Source organism: Arthrobacter sp. zg-Y877 (assembly GCF_030373105.1).
GTDB lineage: Bacteria > Actinomycetota > Actinomycetes > Actinomycetales > Micrococcaceae > Arthrobacter_B.
The window spans coordinates 283,307-300,836 of the sequence record NZ_JAUCPU010000001.1 but is presented as its reverse complement, the minus strand read 5'-3'; the positions used below and the strand labels follow the sequence as shown (position 1 = coordinate 300,836).

15 protein-coding genes and 1 tRNA gene are annotated in these 17,530 nt (G+C 66.4%); 4 read left to right on the top strand and 12 right to left on the bottom strand.

Features of this window, described 5'->3' with window-relative positions:
* Positions 1–18 precede the first annotated feature (18 nt).
* Positions 19–681, top strand: coding sequence for a TetR/AcrR family transcriptional regulator (locus QNO03_RS01435; protein ID WP_289601490.1), 663 nt, complete (start codon positions 19–21; stop codon positions 679–681).
* Here QNO03_RS01435 and QNO03_RS01430 read toward each other — a convergent pair.
* The gene (locus tag QNO03_RS01430) at positions 678–1,652 is read right to left on the bottom strand and encodes an NAD(P)/FAD-dependent oxidoreductase (RefSeq protein ID WP_289601489.1); all 975 of its coding nucleotides are present in this window, start codon (positions 1,650–1,652) and stop codon (positions 678–680) included. The two genes, QNO03_RS01435 and QNO03_RS01430, sit on opposite strands and share 4 nt — an antisense overlap.
* A gap of 161 nt (positions 1,653–1,813) precedes the next feature.
* Between QNO03_RS01430 and QNO03_RS01425 the strand changes: the two genes are divergently transcribed.
* Positions 1,814–2,398, top strand: coding sequence for a helix-turn-helix domain-containing protein (locus QNO03_RS01425; RefSeq protein WP_289601487.1), 585 nt, complete (start codon positions 1,814–1,816; stop codon positions 2,396–2,398).
* Between the two features lie 22 nt (positions 2,399–2,420).
* Here the strand turns inward: QNO03_RS01425 and QNO03_RS01420 are convergent, their stop codons facing one another.
* The 3 genes from QNO03_RS01420 to QNO03_RS01410 form a co-directional block, all read right to left on the bottom strand.
* Complete coding sequence (locus tag QNO03_RS01420; protein ID WP_289601486.1) at positions 2,421–3,833, bottom strand: YhgE/Pip domain-containing protein; 1,413 nt, start codon at positions 3,831–3,833, stop codon at positions 2,421–2,423.
* A gap of 277 nt (positions 3,834–4,110) precedes the next feature.
* Positions 4,111–4,581 carry an NUDIX hydrolase gene (locus QNO03_RS01415; protein ID WP_289601484.1) on the bottom strand — a complete coding sequence of 157 codons (471 nt, stop codon included), beginning with the start codon at positions 4,579–4,581 and terminating at the stop codon, positions 4,111–4,113.
* Positions 4,578–5,054, bottom strand: a complete 477-nt coding sequence (locus QNO03_RS01410) for an NUDIX hydrolase (RefSeq protein WP_289601482.1) — start codon at positions 5,052–5,054, stop codon at positions 4,578–4,580. The genes QNO03_RS01415 and QNO03_RS01410 overlap by 4 nt, the downstream gene beginning before the upstream one ends.
* Before the next feature lie 102 nt (positions 5,055–5,156).
* Between QNO03_RS01410 and QNO03_RS01405 the strand changes: the two genes are divergently transcribed.
* The gene (locus QNO03_RS01405) at positions 5,157–6,095 is read left to right on the top strand and encodes a 5'-3' exonuclease (protein ID WP_289601480.1); all 939 of its coding nucleotides are present in this window, start codon (positions 5,157–5,159) and stop codon (positions 6,093–6,095) included.
* Between the two features lie 74 nt (positions 6,096–6,169).
* On the opposite strand, the gene QNO03_RS01400 is transcribed toward QNO03_RS01405, so the two are convergent.
* Positions 6,170–6,254 (bottom strand) — tRNA-Leu (locus tag QNO03_RS01400).
* A 124-nt stretch (positions 6,255–6,378) separates the two neighbouring features.
* On the opposite strand from QNO03_RS01400, the gene QNO03_RS01395 reads away from it, so the two are divergent.
* A complete protein-coding gene (locus tag QNO03_RS01395) occupies positions 6,379–7,023 on the top strand; it encodes an ANTAR domain-containing response regulator (RefSeq protein ID WP_289601478.1) in 645 nt (214 codons plus the stop codon).
* A 129-nt stretch (positions 7,024–7,152) separates the two neighbouring features.
* Here QNO03_RS01395 and pyk read toward each other — a convergent pair whose 3' ends face one another.
* The 7 genes from pyk to gltB form a co-directional block, all read right to left on the bottom strand.
* Positions 7,153–8,664 carry a pyruvate kinase gene (gene pyk / locus QNO03_RS01390; protein WP_229947962.1) on the bottom strand — a complete coding sequence of 504 codons (1,512 nt, stop codon included), beginning with the start codon at positions 8,662–8,664 and terminating at the stop codon, positions 7,153–7,155.
* 82 nt (positions 8,665–8,746) lie between these two features.
* Positions 8,747–9,505, bottom strand: coding sequence for an ABC transporter permease (locus QNO03_RS01385; RefSeq protein WP_289601476.1), 759 nt, complete (start codon positions 9,503–9,505; stop codon positions 8,747–8,749).
* Positions 9,502–10,329: an ABC transporter ATP-binding protein gene (locus QNO03_RS01380; RefSeq protein WP_289601475.1), complete on the bottom strand. Its 828-nt coding sequence runs from the start codon at positions 10,327–10,329 to the stop codon at positions 9,502–9,504. Before QNO03_RS01380 ends, QNO03_RS01385 begins: the two co-directional genes overlap by 4 nt.
* Positions 10,330–10,350: 21 nt before the next feature.
* Positions 10,351–10,713, bottom strand: coding sequence for a DUF1048 domain-containing protein (locus QNO03_RS01375; protein ID WP_289601473.1), 363 nt, complete (start codon positions 10,711–10,713; stop codon positions 10,351–10,353).
* Entirely contained in the window at positions 10,713–11,066 is a 354-nt protein-coding gene (locus QNO03_RS01370; RefSeq protein WP_289601472.1) for a PadR family transcriptional regulator, read from the bottom strand. The genes QNO03_RS01375 and QNO03_RS01370 overlap by 1 nt, the downstream gene beginning before the upstream one ends.
* 167 nt (positions 11,067–11,233) lie before the next feature.
* Positions 11,234–12,691, bottom strand: a complete 1,458-nt coding sequence (locus QNO03_RS01365; RefSeq protein ID WP_289601471.1) for a glutamate synthase subunit beta — start codon at positions 12,689–12,691, stop codon at positions 11,234–11,236.
* On the bottom strand, positions 12,684–17,273 hold the full coding sequence (gene gltB, locus QNO03_RS01360) for a glutamate synthase large subunit (RefSeq protein WP_289601470.1): 4,590 nt from the start codon (positions 17,271–17,273) through the stop codon (positions 12,684–12,686). Before gltB ends, QNO03_RS01365 begins: the two co-directional genes overlap by 8 nt.
* Positions 17,274–17,530 lie beyond the last annotated feature (257 nt).

Genomic DNA, 17,530 nt, shown 5'->3' with positions numbered 1-17,530 from the left:
CGACACAAGGGAACACGCATGGGACAGCACGGGGCGAAAGCACGCGAGACGCTGCTCGATGCCGCCGAGGAGCTTTTTGCCCGCTACGGCATCGACGCTGTGTCCAACCGCCGCATCGCCGAGCATGCAGGGACGGCCAACCACTCCGCCGTCGCATACCACTTCGGCGGCCGGGACGAACTGCTCGAGGCGCTGGTCACCCGCCATCTCGAAGACACCCACCGGCGCCGCGCAGTGCTCACCGACCAGCTGGGCGACGACGCCGGCCTCCACGATCTGCTGGCCTGCCTGATCCTGCCCTGGGTGGACCACCTCGCGTCCCTGCCGGTGCCGAGCTGGCGGGCCCGGTTCCTGCACCAGATGCGTGCGGTGCCTTCCATGAAGGCCCTCTTGAACCGCACGGCCACCGCCAACCGCGGCACCGAAGACCTGCTCCGCCGGACTGCTGCCGCCGTCGGCGAACTCCCGACCACCGTCCTGCACGGCCGGTCGTGGATCCTGGGCAACATGACCACCGCCACCTGCGCCGAGTATGAGGCGCGGGTCCAGGACGGAGCCGAGACCGCGAACTGGACCGGGGTGGGCTACTTCCTCATCGATTCCTGTGCCGGAATGCTGTCCGCCCCGGTAACGCATCCCGGAAACTTCATCACGCAGCCCTCACCCGTCTACCTCCTCTAGGGCTGGGCACGCCGCGAAAGGGATGCCTCCACGGCACGCTCCGTTTCTTCAGCAATCAGGTCGGCGTTGATGGCGGCTCCCGCCGCGAGTCCCGCGGCTGCTGCACCGATCACCTGCATCATCGGGATCACCATGTTTCCGGCCGCATAGACCCCCGGAACAGTGGTGGCCCCAGTCGGATCCGCCGCCGGCACCGCCGTTCCGATGAGCTGCTCCCCCACGAACTGTTCCACCGGTTTGATACCCAGGTCCGCCAGATAAGCGGCGCGGGCATGCACCGGAGCAGCGATCACGAGTGCCTGCCGCTGCACTGCCTCGCCCGAGGCCAGGCGCAGTCCGGTGAGCCGGGACTGTCCCTCCACAGCGGTGACTTCGCCGGCAACCACCCGTATGCCGCGGGCCGCCAGCTGCTGTGCCTGCGCGCCGCCCGGCTCCCCGGAGGTATGCAGGAACAACACAATGTCCTCACTCCACTGCCGCCACATCAGCGCCTGGTGCACGCCCGTCTCCAGGTCCCGGGCCAGAATCCCAATCGGCCGGTCCCGGACTTCCCATCCATGGCAGTACGGACAGTGCAGCACATCCTTCCCCCAGTACCGCGCCAGTCCCGGAATGTCCGGCAGGACATCCCGTGCCCCCGAAGCGGCCAGCACCCGGCGGGCCAGCAGGGATCCGCCGTCGGCCAGGGAGACAAGGAACCTTCCGTCGTCGTCGCGGGTTACCGTGCTGACCGTTCCCTCCAGCACGACGGCGCCGTAGCCGGTGATCTCGGCGCGTCCGACGGCGGTGAGTTCCGACGGCGGGGTCCCTTCCCGGCCGAGGTAATTGTGTACGCCGCCGGCCGGGGCATTGCGTGGGTCTCCGGAGTCAACCACCGCTACTGACCGGCGGGCACGCGCGAGATTCAAGGCCCCGCTCAACCCGGCCGCAGAGCCGCCAACCACTACTACGTCATATTCGCCATTCGTCATGTCCGGTCCTTCCGTCCGGCCCGGGACCGTCACCCGGCGCTCTTCCGCCAGTCTGGGTTGGACGCCTGCGGCCGGGCAATGATTTTTGCCGGTCCAGCAACTAATGCATGCATCCGGAGCTGGAACCCCTGCAGCCGCCTGCGTGCCGTAGGTTTACTTCCATGAGCGAGAAACCCCTGTCCGGAGTCGGACCGCGGCTGCGCTCCCTGCGGTCACAGCGCCGCGTGACGCTCTCCATCCTCTCCGAGACCACCGGCATCTCCGTCAGCACGCTTTCCCGGCTGGAGTCGGGCCAACGGCGCCCAACACTGGAGCTCCTCATGCCGCTGGCGCAGACCTATGGGGTCACCCTCGACGAGCTGGTGGATGCTCCGGCCACGGGCGATCCCCGGGTACATATGCGTCCCATCCGCCGTCACGGGGCACTCATCATTCCCCTGACCGAAAAGGCCAGCGGGGTTGGTGCCTACAAATACATCCTGCCGGCGACGGATAAGCCCGCCACCCCGGATCCACGCACCCACGAGGGCTATGAATGGCTCTACGTCCTCAGCGGTAAGCTGCGGCTCGTTCTCGGCGAGGAGGAACTCATCCTGGTCCCCGGCGAAGCCGCAGAATTCAGCACCCGGCTGCCGCATTGGATGGGAAATGCCACCGCCGAGGCGGTCGAGTTCATCGCCCTTTTCGGACCCCAGGGTGAGCGGGCACACCTCCGGGCGCGCCCGGCGCCGCGCCCCCGCACCTAGGGTCTGCCCCTGTCTTCCAACATCAGGACGTGACCGGTTCCGGGACCAGCTCCGCCCGGCGGCGGCCGAACATCCGGTCATAGAGCACCGAGAAGACCATGGCGACCACAACTGCTATCAGGATGAGAAGAAGCATGCCGACAATCCCGCTCTGCACGCCGGCGTCGGCCTGGGCATCGAAGTACAGGACCGCCCGGTTTGCCGTGGTCATGTGGTACAGCGGCTCCCCGGGGGCAATGAACCTGAAGAACCCAGGCAGCGCTTCCAGCGGCACCACGCCGCTGGCGGCAGGCAGGCCCATAAACACCACGTAGATCAGTGAGAGGACCATGCCGATGCTGCCGAACATGGTGATCAGCGCGGTGGTCACCGCGGACACCGTGACAATGGACAGCCACGTTGTGAGGAAGAACCAGCCGCCGTGCGGGATGGGCATTCCGACGGCGGAGGCAACCCACATCATCAACCCCGCTGTTGGAAGGGCCCCCAGCACCACGATGCCCCACTTGATCAGATACGTTTTCCAGCGGGCCGGCTGCAGCCGCGGACCCAGCGCGAAGCGCGGGCCCATTTCCACCGGTGCTACCCCCAGCCGCGAATCGACCAGGAAATGGATGGCCACGGAACCGCTGACTCCCACCACCATCAGCAGCACGGAATAGAAGAACGCTCCCATGCCGAGCGCAGCGCCTTCCGGCGGGGTTTCATAGGCGGTGGTGGTGACAGAGATAGGTCCGCGCAGCAGGTCCGCCGCGGTGCCGTCCACCGTGGGTGCCAGCTGCTGCTGCACCTGCTCCGGCAGGCCCAGCGGCGTCAGCTCGCGTTGTTGTTCCGCCCGGGCTTCGCCCTGCGCCGCCTCGGCAGCTGAGGTCAGCTGCTCCCCCAGCCCGGTGTTCGCGCGTTCAAGCGCCGCGTCGACGGCGGACGTTGCCAGGCTGCTGGCCAGCGGCCCCGCCTGTGGATTCGTGTAGACGGTGATGGATGGGCGTGTGACCTCGGCTCCGCTCAGGGCGCCGGTGACCAGTCCCAACGCATCGGCGGAAAAGGACTCCGGAATGACGACGGCGGCATGGATCTGTCCCTTGCGCAGCTGTTCCTCAGCCTCGTCCGGGGACAGGACCCGGAGGTCGATCTCGTCCGACTCGGAGAAGCCCTGCTGCATCTGGTCGGTGATGTTCTGCCCGAGGTTCTGCGGGCTGCCGCCGTTGGCCGGCGTCGCACCGCGGTCCTCATTCACCACTGCCAGCGGAAAGTTCCGAAGGTGGTCGCCCGGGCTGCCAAGTCCACCAATGTATAGGGCGGTGCCGGCGCCGCCCAGCAGCAAAAGCACCAGCAGCGGCAGCAGCCAGAACCGGGGCGACAGGAAGGTGCCCGGGCTTATGGCGCGTTCGGGCTCCCGCTGCGGGAAACGTTCCGTGGACGCATGTGCGGGCATGGACCGACCTCCCGGCTGGGCCTGAGTGCGGATTCGTCCTACCGTTCGAGGTTAGCCGCCGGAGTGGAGCCGCGGATATAGCCGCGCCCCTGATCGGGGGCATGGCAGGAAGACTGCCCTTGACGTTGCCGCGGCGTCAGGTGCACACGGCATCCCACACATTGGTGCCAATGATTCAGCTGAGGTCACACCTTGCTCAGCAGCCACGGACTGCGGGATCCTGTGCCCCGGGTTCAGCTTGCTGGCTCCCAGGACCTCCCTGGACCAGCCCGGGCTCCTAGCCGTCCCGCTCCCCGACCATCCGCACCAGTGCATCCAGCACCTGCGCCTGTCCCTTCACCAGCTTGGTACGGGCAACCGGTTCCGGAAACCACCCCGCCCGGTCGATCTCCGGATACTCCCGCATCTGGCCCGATCCCCGCGGCCATTCCAGCTCGAACGTGTTGCTGGCAATCCGCTCCGGCGCAAAGTCCGCCTCCGCGGCGTACACCGTGACGGTTTTCTGGGCGGACTGCCGGTAGCTGCCCAGCAGCTCATACTCTGCGTCCGGAGCCGGCGTCCCCATTTCCTCGGCGAACTCCCGCAGTGCCGCAGTCAGGGGTTCCTCCTCCGGCAGGTACTCACCCTTGGGGATGGACCACGCATGCTCGTCCTTCCGCGCCCAGAACGGCCCGCCCATATGGCCGATCCACACCTCGAGGCCTTCCGCACCCCACCGGTAGAGCAGAATACCTGCACTGGTAATCACTGCCGCCCCACAAAGGCGTCAGCGAACCCGAACGTGAGAATCGGCGGCATCCCATCCCGCAGCCGGTCGAAGACATACCTTTCATGCGGCACAACGTCGGCCGGCAGCTCATCCAGCGGGAACCATTCCAGCCGGGCCGCCTTGCCTGGTTCCATGATCCGGGGTTCCCCCTGCCACGCACTGCAAAGGAAGAAGAAGTCCACCCGCTCATCCACGGGGTTCCCGCCGCCGTTCGTCCGGTGCATGGACGTCAGGGGAACGACGTCGGCGGGCGCCACCGTAATGCCCAGCTCCTCCCGCGCCTCCCGCACGGCGGCTTCCACCACCGACTCCCCCGGCTCGACGTGGCCGGCGGCCGCCGTCGCCCAGTAGCCGTCCATATACCCGGTTCCCTGCCGAAGCTGCAGCAGCACCCGGTCCCCGGAGCGGAAAAGGAGATAGCTGGCAGGCACAACCTGGAACCGGTCAGTCAATGGAATTCGACTCCTTGATGGGAAACACTGGGGCTCCAGCCTAACCGGGCCGGACCCGGCTTTAGCTGCCCATCGACGTGCCATCCGTGGCAGGATCGGCCTATGACCCAGCGCCTGATGCTCCTCGACACCGCGTCACTGTACTTCCGTGCCTTCTACGGCGTTCCGGACACCATCCGCCGGTCCGACGGCACACCGGTGAACGCCGTGCGCGGCCTGCTGGACATGATCGCCCGGCTCACCGCCGACTATGAAGCCACCCACCTGATCGCGTGCTGGGATGACGACTGGCGGCCGCAGTGGCGGGTGGACCTGCTTCCCACCTACAAGGCGCACCGGGTTGCCGAAGAAGTCACCGGAAACCCCGACGTCGAAACGGTGCCCGATCCCCTCGAAGCCCAGATCCCGATGATCCGACGGACGTTGGAACTGGCGGGCATCGCCGTCGTCGGCGCCGCGGAGCACGAGGCCGACGACGTGATCGGCACCTACGCGTCCACCGCCTCCATGCCGGTCGACGTCGTCACCGGTGACCGGGACCTGTTCCAGGTCATTGACGATGAGCGGGATGTCCGCGTCATCTACACCGCCCGCGGCATGAAGAACCTGGATGTCATGACCGATGCATCGGTGGTGGCCAAATACAAGGTGCTGCCCGGGCAGTACGCGGACTACGCAACCCTGCGGGGCGATGCCTCCGATGGCCTGCCGGGGGTGTCCGGGATCGGCGAGAAGACGGCGTCCTCACTGCTGGCCGAATACGGCACCCTCGATTCCCTGCTGGAAGCGGCGGAGGACCCGGACAGCGGACTCGCGGGTCCGGTGCGTTCCAAGCTGGCCAAGGCCGCGGATTATCTGGCGGCCGCACCGACAGTGGTGAAGGTGGTCCGGGATCTGGATCTGCCCTCACCCAAGAAGGCCGGCGCCCAACTGCACGCGGTTACCGGCAAGGAACGCACCGAACTGGAACGCCTCGCCGGTGACTGGAACCTGGGCGGGTCCGTCAAGCGGCTGCTGGACTCGTTTGACCGGTACGCCTAGCAAGTACAAAGAGTAGACAGTACAAAGAAAGGCACCCCGGGTCCGCAGACCTGGGGTGCCTTTGAAGCCTAAACTGGTGCCCGAAGTGGGACTCGAACCCACACACCTCTCGATACTGCATTTTGAGTGCAGCGCGTCTGCCAATTCCGCCATTCGGGCGTGCCCTAGGTCACTAAGCACGAGTACTTACCGTGTTGGGCGCAAAACAACTCTACATGCGGATACGCTGATTGTGTGAACTGTCGGTCTGCCGGCAGGAGAGACCGTATCTGAGGAGCCATCTGTGTCTGAGTCCACCGAGTCCGCGCCTGCCGCGTCGACCAACGCCGCGTCCGCCAACACCGCGCCGTCCAACAGCCCGGCCCGCCGTGTACTCGTCGCCGAGGACGAGACACTGATCCGCCTGGACATTGTCGAGATCCTCACCGGCGAGGGATACGACGTCGTCGGCGAAGCAGACAACGGCGAGAAAGCCGTCCAGCTGGCGCACGAACTGAAGCCGGATCTGGTCCTCATGGACGTCAAGATGCCGCTCATGGACGGCATCACCGCCGCCGAGCAGATCGTCAAGGCCCGGATTGCCCCCGTGGTGCTGCTGACCGCGTTCAGCCAGAAGGAACTGGTGGAGCGCGCCCGCGAGGCCGGCGCCATGGCCTACGTGGTCAAGCCCTTCACGCCGGCGGACCTGATTCCGGCCATCGAAATCGCCCTCTCCCGCCACGAGGAAATCCAGGCCCTCGAAGCCGAGGTCACCGACCTGAAGGAACAGTTCGCCACCCGCAAGCTGGTGGAGCGCGCCAAGTCGCTGCTGACCACCAAGATGGGCCTCACCGAGCCCGAGGCTTTCCGCTGGATCCAGAAGACCTCCATGGACCGCCGGCTGAGCATGCGCGAAGTCGCCGAGACCATCATCAACCAGGTCAACTAGGTTCCGTTGACTGGCTGAACTGGCTGGCTGAACTGACAGGCCGAACACAGGAAAGGTCCCGTCCACTTGGACGGGACCTTTCCTTTTGATGCACCTTTTGATGCAGGGAAATGCGGGGAAAGCCGGAACCTAGATGGCCTTGGCCTGGCCCTTCTTGCTTTCCTTGACCGGCCACGGGCCGACCTTTTCCTTGACCCGCTCCTGGCCTTCAGCAGGCTGGCCGGCGTCGGCAATGTCGCCTACGCGGTGCACCTTGATGCTGTTGGTGGAGCCGGCCTGTCCGGGAGGCGAACCGGCAGCGATGACCACCAGGTCGTTGTCTTCCACCAGGCCCTCTTCCAGCAGGGTGCGGTCCACCTGGGCGGTCATCTGATCGGTGTGCTCGGCGAACTCGACCAGCATGGGTGCCACGCCCCAGAACAGGGTCATGTAGCGGTAGGTCGCCTCCACGGGGGTGAAGGCGAACACCGGCTTGGACGGGCGCAGACGGGACAGGCGGCGTGCGGAGTCGCCGGACTGGGTGAAGGTACAGATGTACTTGGCGTCCAGCTGGTCGGAGATCTCCACTGCGGCACGGGTGATGGCGCCGCCGCGGGTCCGCGGCTTCGAGCCCAGCGGAGGAACCCGGTTCAGGCCGTGCTGCTCGGTGGACTCGATAATCCGGGCCATGGTTTCCACGGTCTCAATGGCGTACTTGCCCACGGAGGTTTCGCCGGAAAGCATCACCGCGTCCGCGCCGTCGAGGACGGCGTTGGCGCAGTCGGAAGCCTCTGCGCGGGTGGGGCGGGGGTTGTCGATCATGGATTCGAGGACCTGGGTGGCCACGATGACGGGCTTGGCCCAGCGGCGTGCCAGTTCAACGGCGTTCTTCTGCACGATCGGGACCTCTTCGAGCGGCAGCTCGACACCCAGGTCGCCACGGGCAACCATGATGGAGTCGAAAGCGTCGATGATCTCTTCGAGGTTCTCCACGGCCTGCGGCTTTTCGATCTTGGCGATGACCGGCACGCGGCGGCCTTCCTCGTCCATGATCTCGTGCACGCGGGTGATGTCCCCGGCGTTGCGGACGAAGGACAGGGCAACCATGTCCACGCCGCGGCGCATGGCCCAGCGGAGGTCGTCCTCATCCTTTTCGCTCAGTGCCGGTACGTTCACGGCAACACCGGGCAGGTTGATGCCCTTGTTGTTGGACACCTTGCCCGGAACCACTACTTCGGTGACAACATTGTTAGCGGTCACCTCCACGGCACGGAGCTTGACCTTGCCGTCGTCGATCAGCAGGAAGTCGCCCACGTTTACGTCGCCGGGTAGGCCCTTGTACGTGGTGGAGCAGATGTCCTTGGTACCGGGAATGTCATCCGTGGTGATGGTGAAGGTATCGCCCACGTTCAGGAAGTGGGGTTCCTCGGTGAACCGGCCGAGCCGGATCTTGGGGCCCTGGAGGTCGGCGAAGATGCCCACGGGCATCCCCAGCTCGGCGGAGGCCTTGCGCACGTTCTCATACGTGGCGTTGTGTACGGAGTGGTCGCCGTGGCTCATGTTCATACGGGCGACATTCACGCCCGCGCGAAGAACCGCTACGGTATTTTCGTAGCTGGCGATCGCTGGTCCAAAAGTGGCAACAATCTTTGCGCGTCTCATAGTTCCAGCCTAGTCTCCCTCAGCTGTTTGCGCATGGCGCAGGGCACGCGGCGCTCGTCACGGCGGTTTCCCGTGACCTGGATCAACCCACCCGACGCCGGTAGACGGTGGTTGCGGCGGCGTAGCCGACACCGAGGATGCCGGCCAGCCAGAGAAGCGCCACCCAGGAACCGCTGCCCACGGACTCCTGGGCCAGCAGCGCGCGGAGGGTGTCCACAATGGAGGTCACCGGCTGGTTCTCGGCAAACCAGGCCACCGGGCCCGGCATCGTACTGGTGGGGACAAACGCGGAGCTGATGAACGGCAGGAAAATCAGCGGGTAACTGAACGCGCTGGCGCCGTCGACGGTCTTGGCCGTCAGTCCCGCGATCACTGCCAGCCAGGTCAGCGCCAGGGTGAACAGGACCAGGATGCCGACGACGGCGAGCCAGGCGGCCGGCGAGGCGCCCGTGCGGAAACCCGCAATCAGTGCCACACCAATCACCAGCGCAAGCGACACCAGGTTGGCCGTCACGGATGTGAGGACGTGGCCCCACAGCACCCCCGACCGGGCGATCGGCATCGACTGGAAGCGTTCGAACATGCCGCCCTGCCGGTCGAGGAACAGCCGGTAGGCCGTGTAGGCGACACCTGAGGCGACGGTGATCAGCAGGATGCCGGGCAAGGTGTAGTTGATGTAGGACTCCCCCGACTTGGTGCTGATGGCACCGCCGAAAACGTAGACAAACATCAGCATCAGCGCGATCGGAGTGACCGCCGTCGTGATGATGGTGTCGGGGCTGCGCAGGACGTGCCGCAGGGAGCGGCCCGTCAGGGCGCGGGTATCGCTGAGGACTGTCATGAGCTTTGCCTTTTCTCCCGGGCGGCCGGGCCGCCGTCGCCGCCAAGGGCATCCGAGTCCGTACCGCCCACCAGGGCGAGGAAGATGTCCTCCAGGGACGGTTGTTTTGTGATGTACTCCGCGGTGGCCGGAGGGAGGAGCTGCTGCAGTTCGGCCAGGGTGCCGTTTTGGATGATGGTGCCCTCGTGCAGGATCCCGATGCGGTCCGCCAGCTGTTCCGCCTCGTCGAGATACTGCGTGGTGAGCAGCACCGTCGTCCCGCCGGCGGCCAGGTCACGGATGGTTTGCCACACTTCGTTGCGTGACTGGGGGTCCAGGCCCGCGGTCGGCTCGTCGAGGAAGATGATGTCCGGTTCCCCGATCAGGCTCATGGCAATGTCGAGGCGGCGGCGCATACCCCCCGAATAGGTTCCCGCCCGGCGGTTTCCGGCCTCCGTGAGGGCAAAGCGGGCGAGCATCCCGTCGGCAATCCCGGCTGGATTCTTCCGGTGCCGGAGTTTCGCGATGAGGACCAGGTTTTCCCGTCCCGTAAGCACTTCATCGACGGCGGCGAACTGGCCGGTCAGGCTGATGGACCGGCGCACGTCGGCGGGGGCCGCGGCGACGTCGAAGCCGGCGACTGCCGCCGTTCCTGCGTCGGCCTTCAGCAAGGTCGAAAGGATCCGTACCAAGGTGGTTTTTCCGGCTCCGTTGGAGCCCAGCAGTGCGAAGATGCTGCCGGTGCTCACGTCAAAATCGACGCCGCGCAGCACCTGCAGGTCCCGAAAAGACTTCTCGATGCCCTGTACCCGGATGGCGGGTTCGAGGGTGGAGGTGGTACTCATATCCGGTCTCCTTCCCGGTGTTCACATCTCTTTGGCAGACCGGTCGATGGTCTCGACGAGGCGCTTCCGCTCCTTGTTGATCCACTGGCCGTCCGCATAGTTCGCGATGAAGGCCTCCGCGAATTCCACCGGATCCTCTCCAACGACGCTGCGGATCGGCGTGCCGTCGACGGCGGCACGCTCGAAAAGGTCGGCGAGGTCTTCGAGCATCTGGATGTAGACGTCCCCCTTGGCTATCGGTGCCGCGTACATGAAGTAGCGTTCCAGGCCGTCCATCGCGGTCCGGTATCCGGCGGGCAGCTGGTCCTTGCGCTGTTTGAACCGGCGCCAGCGTCTCTTGTCCTCAAACGGTCCGGTGACGAGCTCAATCCATTTGGCGGCCATCATTCCCCTCCTTGGTCCTGCGGGTGTTCGACGTGATGACGGAGTTGTTCGATCCGTGTGGCCAGGAAGCTCCAGGACCCCCAGAACTCCTGGAGATACCCCGTCCCCTGGGCATTCAGTGTGTAGACCTTGCGCGGTGGCCCCTTTTCGGACGGCACCTTCTCGACGTCGACCAGTCCCCGTTTCTCGATCCGGACCAGGAGCGCGTAGACGGTGCCCTCGGCGATGTCGGTGAAACCCTGTTCGCGCAGCCGGGCAGTGATCTCATAGCCGTAGGCCGGCGAGGCGGCGATGACCGCAAGGACAATCCCTTCCAGGGTGCCCTTCAGCATCTCCGTCATCTGCTTGCCCATAACTCCGCCGTGCCTGTCTGTTCGGTGTCTACTTCGGTGTTGCTGCAAGCTACTCAGTGTCGCTAGCTACCAGTAGACAGTAACACTAAGTACCGATCTCACAAGGGGGTTCCGGGAAATAAAAAAGCAGGCGCCGGACAGTGTCCGGCGCCTGCTGGGCAGGTGCCCTAAAGTACGGTGATGGCCCGGTCGGTCGGTGCCACCGGCGCGGGCAGGCGCGTGCTGCCCATCAGCCACTGGTCGACGGCGGCGGCCGCTGCCCGTCCTTCGGCGATGGCCCACACAATCAGGGACTGTCCCCGGCCGGCGTCGCCCGCGGCAAAGACGCCCGGAGTGCCGGTCATGTAGTACCCGTCGCGGACCACGTTGCCGCGCTCGTCGAACTCCGCGGACACCTGATCCGCCAGACCGGCGGGCTCGGGTCCGGTGAAGCCCAGGGACAGGAACACCAGGTCCGCCGGGATGATCCGTTCGGTGCCGGCCTTCGGCAGCCGCTTGCCGTCCACGAATTCGGTCTCGGCCACCTTCACCCCGGTGAGTTTGCCGTTCTCCCCCACGAACTCCACGGTGGAGGCCAGGAACGTGCGTTCCCCGCCTTCCTCGTGCGCGCTGGCCATTTCGAACAGGGTCGGGTACATCGGCCACGGCTGGTGTGCTGCCCGCTCGGCCGGCGGCTGCTGGCCGATCGCCAGCGTGGTCACCGAGGCGGCCTGCTGGCGGTGCGCGGTGCCGAGGCAGTCCGCACCGGTATCGCCGCCGCCCAGGATCACCACGTGCTTGCCCTCGGCGGTGATCTGGTTCCGGACGCTGTCCCCCGCCACGGCGCGGTTGGACTGCACCAGGTAGCCCATCGCGAAATGGACGCCGGAGAGTTCCCGTCCGGGGATGGGCAGGTCGCGCGGCACGGTGGCGCCGGTGGCAATCACCACGGCGTCGTAGCGGCGCCGCAGCTGTTCCCAGCTGATGTCCTTACCCACCTCGACGCCGGTGCGGAAACGGGTGCCCTCGGCGCGCATCTGTTCCAGCCGCCGGTCCACCTGGATCTTTTCCATCTTGAAATCCGGGATGCCGTAGCGCAGCAGCCCGCCGATGCGGTCATCACGCTCGTACACGGCCACGGTGTGTCCGGCACGGGTGAGCTGCTGGGCGGCGGCCAGCCCGGCCGGGCCGGAGCCGACGACGGCGATGGTGCGGTCGGTCAGGCGCTCCGGCGGGTGCGGAGTCACCCAGCCTTCACCCCAGGCTTCGTCGATGATGGAGACCTCCACCTGCTTGATGGTGACCGGCGGCTGGTTGATGCCCAGTACGCAGGACGCCTCGCAGGGGGCCGGGCAGAGCCGGCCGGTGAACTCGGGGAAGTTGTTCGTGGCGTGCAGCCGCTCAATGGCTTCGGCGCCCTTGTCCCGCCACATCAGGTCATTCCACTCCGGAATGAGGTTGCCCAGCGGGCAGCCCTGGTGGCAGAAAGGGATGCCGCAGTCCATGCAGCGGCCGGCCTGTGCCTGAAGCACACCCTTTTCCTGCGCCTCATAGACTTCCTTGTAGTCCATGATGCGCACCGGCACCGGCCGCCGCGGCTGCGTTTCCCGCTCGCGTACCTTCAAGAATCCGCGTGGGTCAGCCACCGGTAACCTCCAAAATCTTGTTCCAGGCCTCGGCGCCGTCGGGATCGAGTCCCGCTTCGGCGGCGGAGGCGCGGGCGCCGAGCACTGCGGCGTAGTCCCGCGGCAGCACCTTGGTAATCCGGGACGCGGTGTCCTCGAAGCTTTCCAGCATCTTCTGGGCCAGGTCCGAGCCGGTCTCCTCGAGATGCCGGACCAGCAGTCCGCGGACAATGTCGATATCCTCGGCGTCCGGCTCAACGAGCAGCAGCTCGCCGCGTTCCAGGGACTCCTTGTTGACGTTGGCCGGTTCCAGGTCCACCACGAACGCGGTGCCGCCGGACATGCCGGCGCCGAAGTTCCGGCCCGTGCGGCCCAGGATCAGGGCCTGCCCGCCGGTCATGTATTCGCAGCCGTGGTCGCCGATGCCTTCCACAACGGCGGTGGCCCCGGAGTTGCGGACCAGGAAGCGTTCACCCACCTGGCCGCTGAGGAACATCTCGCCGCTGGTGGCGCCGTAGCCGATCACGTTGCCCGCAATGACATTGCGCTCGGCGGCGAAGACATTCGCGCGGTCCGGACGGACGATGATCCGTCCGCCGGAAAGGCCCTTGCCCACATAGTCGTTGGAATCACCGAACAGCCGCAGGGTGATCCCGGCGGGCAGGAAGGCCCCGAGGGACTGCCCGGCCTGGCCGGTGAGGGTGACGTCGATGGTGTCGGGAGCAAGGGTGTCCACCCCGAAGGTCTTGGTGACGGTATGCCCGAGCATGGTGCCCACGGAGCGGTCGGTGTTCACCACGTCGAGGGCAATCCGGACCGGCGCACGGTTCTGCAGCGCGTCTGCGCTCATCTCGATGAGGCGATTGTCGAAGTGCTGGTCCAGTTCGTGGTTCTGCGGCACCATGTTCCGCAGCGGCGCCCCGGGGTCCACCTCGGGCCCGCGCAGGATCGGCTCCAGGTCCAGGCCGTCGGCCTTCCAGTGGTCGATCGCCGCGGCGGTATCCAGCAGTTCGGTGCGGCCAATGGCCTCTTCCAGGGTGCGGAACCCCAGTTCGGCGAGGATCTCGCGGATCTCCTCGGCAATGAACTCGAAGAAGTTGACCACGAACTCCGGCTTGCCGGAGAAGCGTGCCCGCAGTTCGGGGTTCTGCGTGGCCACACCCACGGGACAGGTGTCCAGGTGGCAGACCCGCATCATGATGCAGCCGGAGACCACCAGGGGCGCGGTGGCGAAACCGAATTCCTCCCCGCCCAGCAGTGCGGCCATCACGACGTCGCGCCCGGTCTTGAGCTGGCCGTCCACCTGGACCACCACGCGGTCCCGCAGTCCGTTGAGCATCAGGGTCTGCTGGGTTTCGGCCAGGCCGAGTTCCCACGGAGCCCCCGCGTGCTTGAGCGAGTTCAGCGGCGAGGCGCCCGTGCCGCCGTCGTGCCCGGAGACCAGTACGACGTCGGCCTTCGCCTTGGTTACGCCGGCCGCCACGGTGCCGATCCCGGCTTCGGAGACCAGCTTCACGTGCACCCGGGCACTGGGGTTGGAGCGCTTGAGGTCGTAGATCAGCTGGGCGAGGTCCTCGATGGAGTAAATATCGTGGTGCGGCGGCGGTGAGATCAGCCCGACGCCGGGCGTGGAGTGCCGCGTGCGGGCCACCCAGGGGTAGACCTTCTGCGCCATGAGCTGGCCGCCCTCGCCGGGCTTGGCGCCCTGGGCCATCTTGATCTGGATGTCCTGGGCGTTGGTCAGGTACAGGCTGGTGACGCCGAACCGTCCGGAGGCCACCTGCTTGATGGCGGAGTTCCGTTCCGGGTCCAGCAGCCGCTCCGGGTCTTCGCCGCCCTCGCCGGTGTTGGACTTGGCGCCCAGGCGGTTCATCGCGATGGCCAGCGTTTCGTGGGCTTCCTGGGAAATGGAGCCGTAGCTCATGGCACCGGTGGAGAAGCGCTTCACGATGCTGGAGACGGGCTCCACCTCGTCCAGCGGCACGGGGGTACGGCCCCCGGTGCGGAAGTCGAGCAGTCCGCGCAGGGTCATGAGGTTCTTCGACTGGTCATTGACGCCGGAGGTGTAGGCCTTGAACACGTCGTACCGCCGTTCGCGGGTGGCGTGCTGCAGCCGGAAGACCGTCTCCGGGTTGAACAGGTGGGGCGGTCCTTCGCGCCGCCACTGGTATTCGCCGCCGTTGTCCAGCGCGCGGTGCGGTTCCTCCACGCCGTCGCTCGGGTACGCCTCGGCGTGCCGGGCGGCGGCTTCGGCGGCGATGACGTCCAGGCCGACGCCGCCCAGCTGGGTCTGGGTGCCGTGGAAGAACTCGTCCACCAGTTCCTGGCCCAGGCCGAGCGCTTCGAAGGTCTGCGCGCCGCAGTAGGAGGCGACGGTGGAGATGCCCATCTTGGACATGATCTTCAGGACACCCTTGCCGAGCCCCTTGATCAGGTTGCCCACCGCCTGTTCACCGGTCACGCCGGTGATGTCGCCGTTACGGACGAGTTCCTCGCAGCTTTCCATCGCCAGGTACGGGTTCACGGCGGAGGCACCGTAGCCGATCAGCGCCGCGACGTGGTGGACTTCGCGGACATCGCCGGCCTCCACCAGGACGGAGATCTTGGTGCGGTTGGCGCTCTTGAGCAGGTGGTTGTGCACGGCGGAGAGCAGCAGCAGCGACGGGATGGGCGCCCACTGGGCGTTGGAATCCCGGTCCGAGAGCACGATGTACTGCACCCCGCGGTTCACGGCGCCGGAGACCTTTTCGCAGATCTCGCTGATCCTGGCGCGCAGTTCGCCCTCGCCGCCTTCGGGGCGGTAGAGGCCGCGGACCTTCAAGGCGATCCGGTCGCCGTCGTCGTCGGTGAGGTTGGCGATCTTGGCGAGCTCGTCGTTGTTGATCACCGGGAATTTCAGGGCAACCTGGCTGGTCTTCACCTGCTTCAGGGACAGCAGGTTGCCGTTGGGCCCGATCGAGGCCTGCATGGAGGTGACCAGTTCCTCGCGGATGGAGTCCAGCGGCGGGTTGGTCACCTGGGCGAAGGACTGCACAAAGTAGTCAAAAAGCAGCCGGGGACGCTTGGAAAGCACGGCGATGGGGGTATCGGAGCCCATGGCGCCCAGCGGTTCGGCGCCGGTCCGGGCCATGGGGCCCAGCAGGATGCGCAGTTCCTCCTGGGTGTAGCCGAAGGTGCGCTGGCGGCGGTTGATGGATGCCTTGGTGTGCAGCACATGCTCGCGCTCGGGCAGTTCCTCCAGGCGGACCTGGTTTTCCTTTACCCAGTCGGCCCACGGATTGGCGGCGGCAACCTCGGCCTTGATCTCGTCGTCCTCGATCAGCCGGCCTTCGTCGGTGTCCACCAGGAACATCTTGCCCGGCGAGACACGGCCCTTGCGGACCACCTTTGCGGGGTCGATGTCCACCACGCCCACCTCGGAAGCCAGGACCACCAGGCCGTCATCGGTCACCCAGTAGCGGGCCGGACGCAGTCCGTTGCGGTCCAGCACCGCACCCACGGAGACGCCGTCGGTGAAGGACACGGCGGCGGGCCCGTCCCACGGTTCCATAAGCATGGAGTGGTACTGGTAGAACGCCCGGCGGGCCGGGTCCATGGTGGCGTGGTTCTCCCAGGCCTCCGGGATCATCATCATGATCGCGTGGGTGATGGGCCGGCCGGAGAGCATCAGCAGCTCGGCCACTTCGTCGAAGGACGCGGAGTCTGACGCACCGGGAGTGCAGATGGGGAAGAGTTCCTCCGGGGTCTGCCCCAGCAGCGGGTTCTTCATCTGGGACTGCCGGGCACGCATCCAGTTCCGGTTGCCCTTGACGGTGTTGATCTCGCCGTTGTGGGCGATGGCGCGGAACGGCTGGGCCAGCGGCCAGGACGGGAACGTGTTGGTGGAGAAGCGCGAGTGGACAATACCCAGGCGGGTCTTGAACCGGGGGTCGGACAGGTCCGGGAAGAACGGTTCCAGCTGCGCGGTGGTGACCATGCCCTTGTAGACCATGGTTTTTGAGGACAGCGAAGGGAAATAGACCCCGAACTTGTTTTGGGAACGCTTCCGGACACGGAAGGCCCTGGCATCCAGGTCCTCGGCGCCGGTGCCCTCTTCGGGGGCCAGGAACACCTGCACGAAGTAGGGCATGCAGGCACGGGACATGGCGCCCACCAGGTCCGCCACGATGGGGACCTCGCGCCAGCCCAGCACACGCAGTCCCTCGCTGGCGGCAATCATTTCGACGCCGCCGCGGGCGGTCTGCTGCTCGCGGTCTTCGGTGGGCAGGAACGCGGTGCCGACGGCGTAGCCTCCGGCGGCGGGAAGCTCGAAGTCCACTACGGCGCGGAAGAATTCGTCCGGGACCTGGGTGAGGAGGCCGGCACCGTCGCCGGTGCCTTCATCGGCACCCACGGCTCCGCGGTGCTCAAGGTTGCGCAGGGCCACGAGGGCAGCCTGGACAATTTCGTGTGTGGGTTCGCGGCGCAGGGTGGCAATGACGGCCAGGCCGCAGGCGTCCTTTTCGTTCCCGGCGCGGTACAGGCCGGAGTCCTCCGGCAACGCGGCGAAGCGGACGAAGGGTGACACCACGGTGTCGGTGGATGCAGACAGGGAATCAGTCATAAGAAGTGAGTCCTTCCCCCTTGTAGAGCGTTGGGAGGGGACAGTGCTGGCCCCTGCGGAAATCCCCGGGGGGACGCTCCGCGGCGTTGATTGATTTTACGGCTCACTTCAGCCCGGTAACACCGGAAAAACATTCCCGGTTTACGAGGAATCCTCGGGTGCCGTTAACCGCCGCTTTCCGGAGGGGTGTCCCGGTGCTGCAGCTGCCTGGCGCCACGCCTATGTGGCCCTGCCTGCAGCGCCGGGAGGGTAACCCG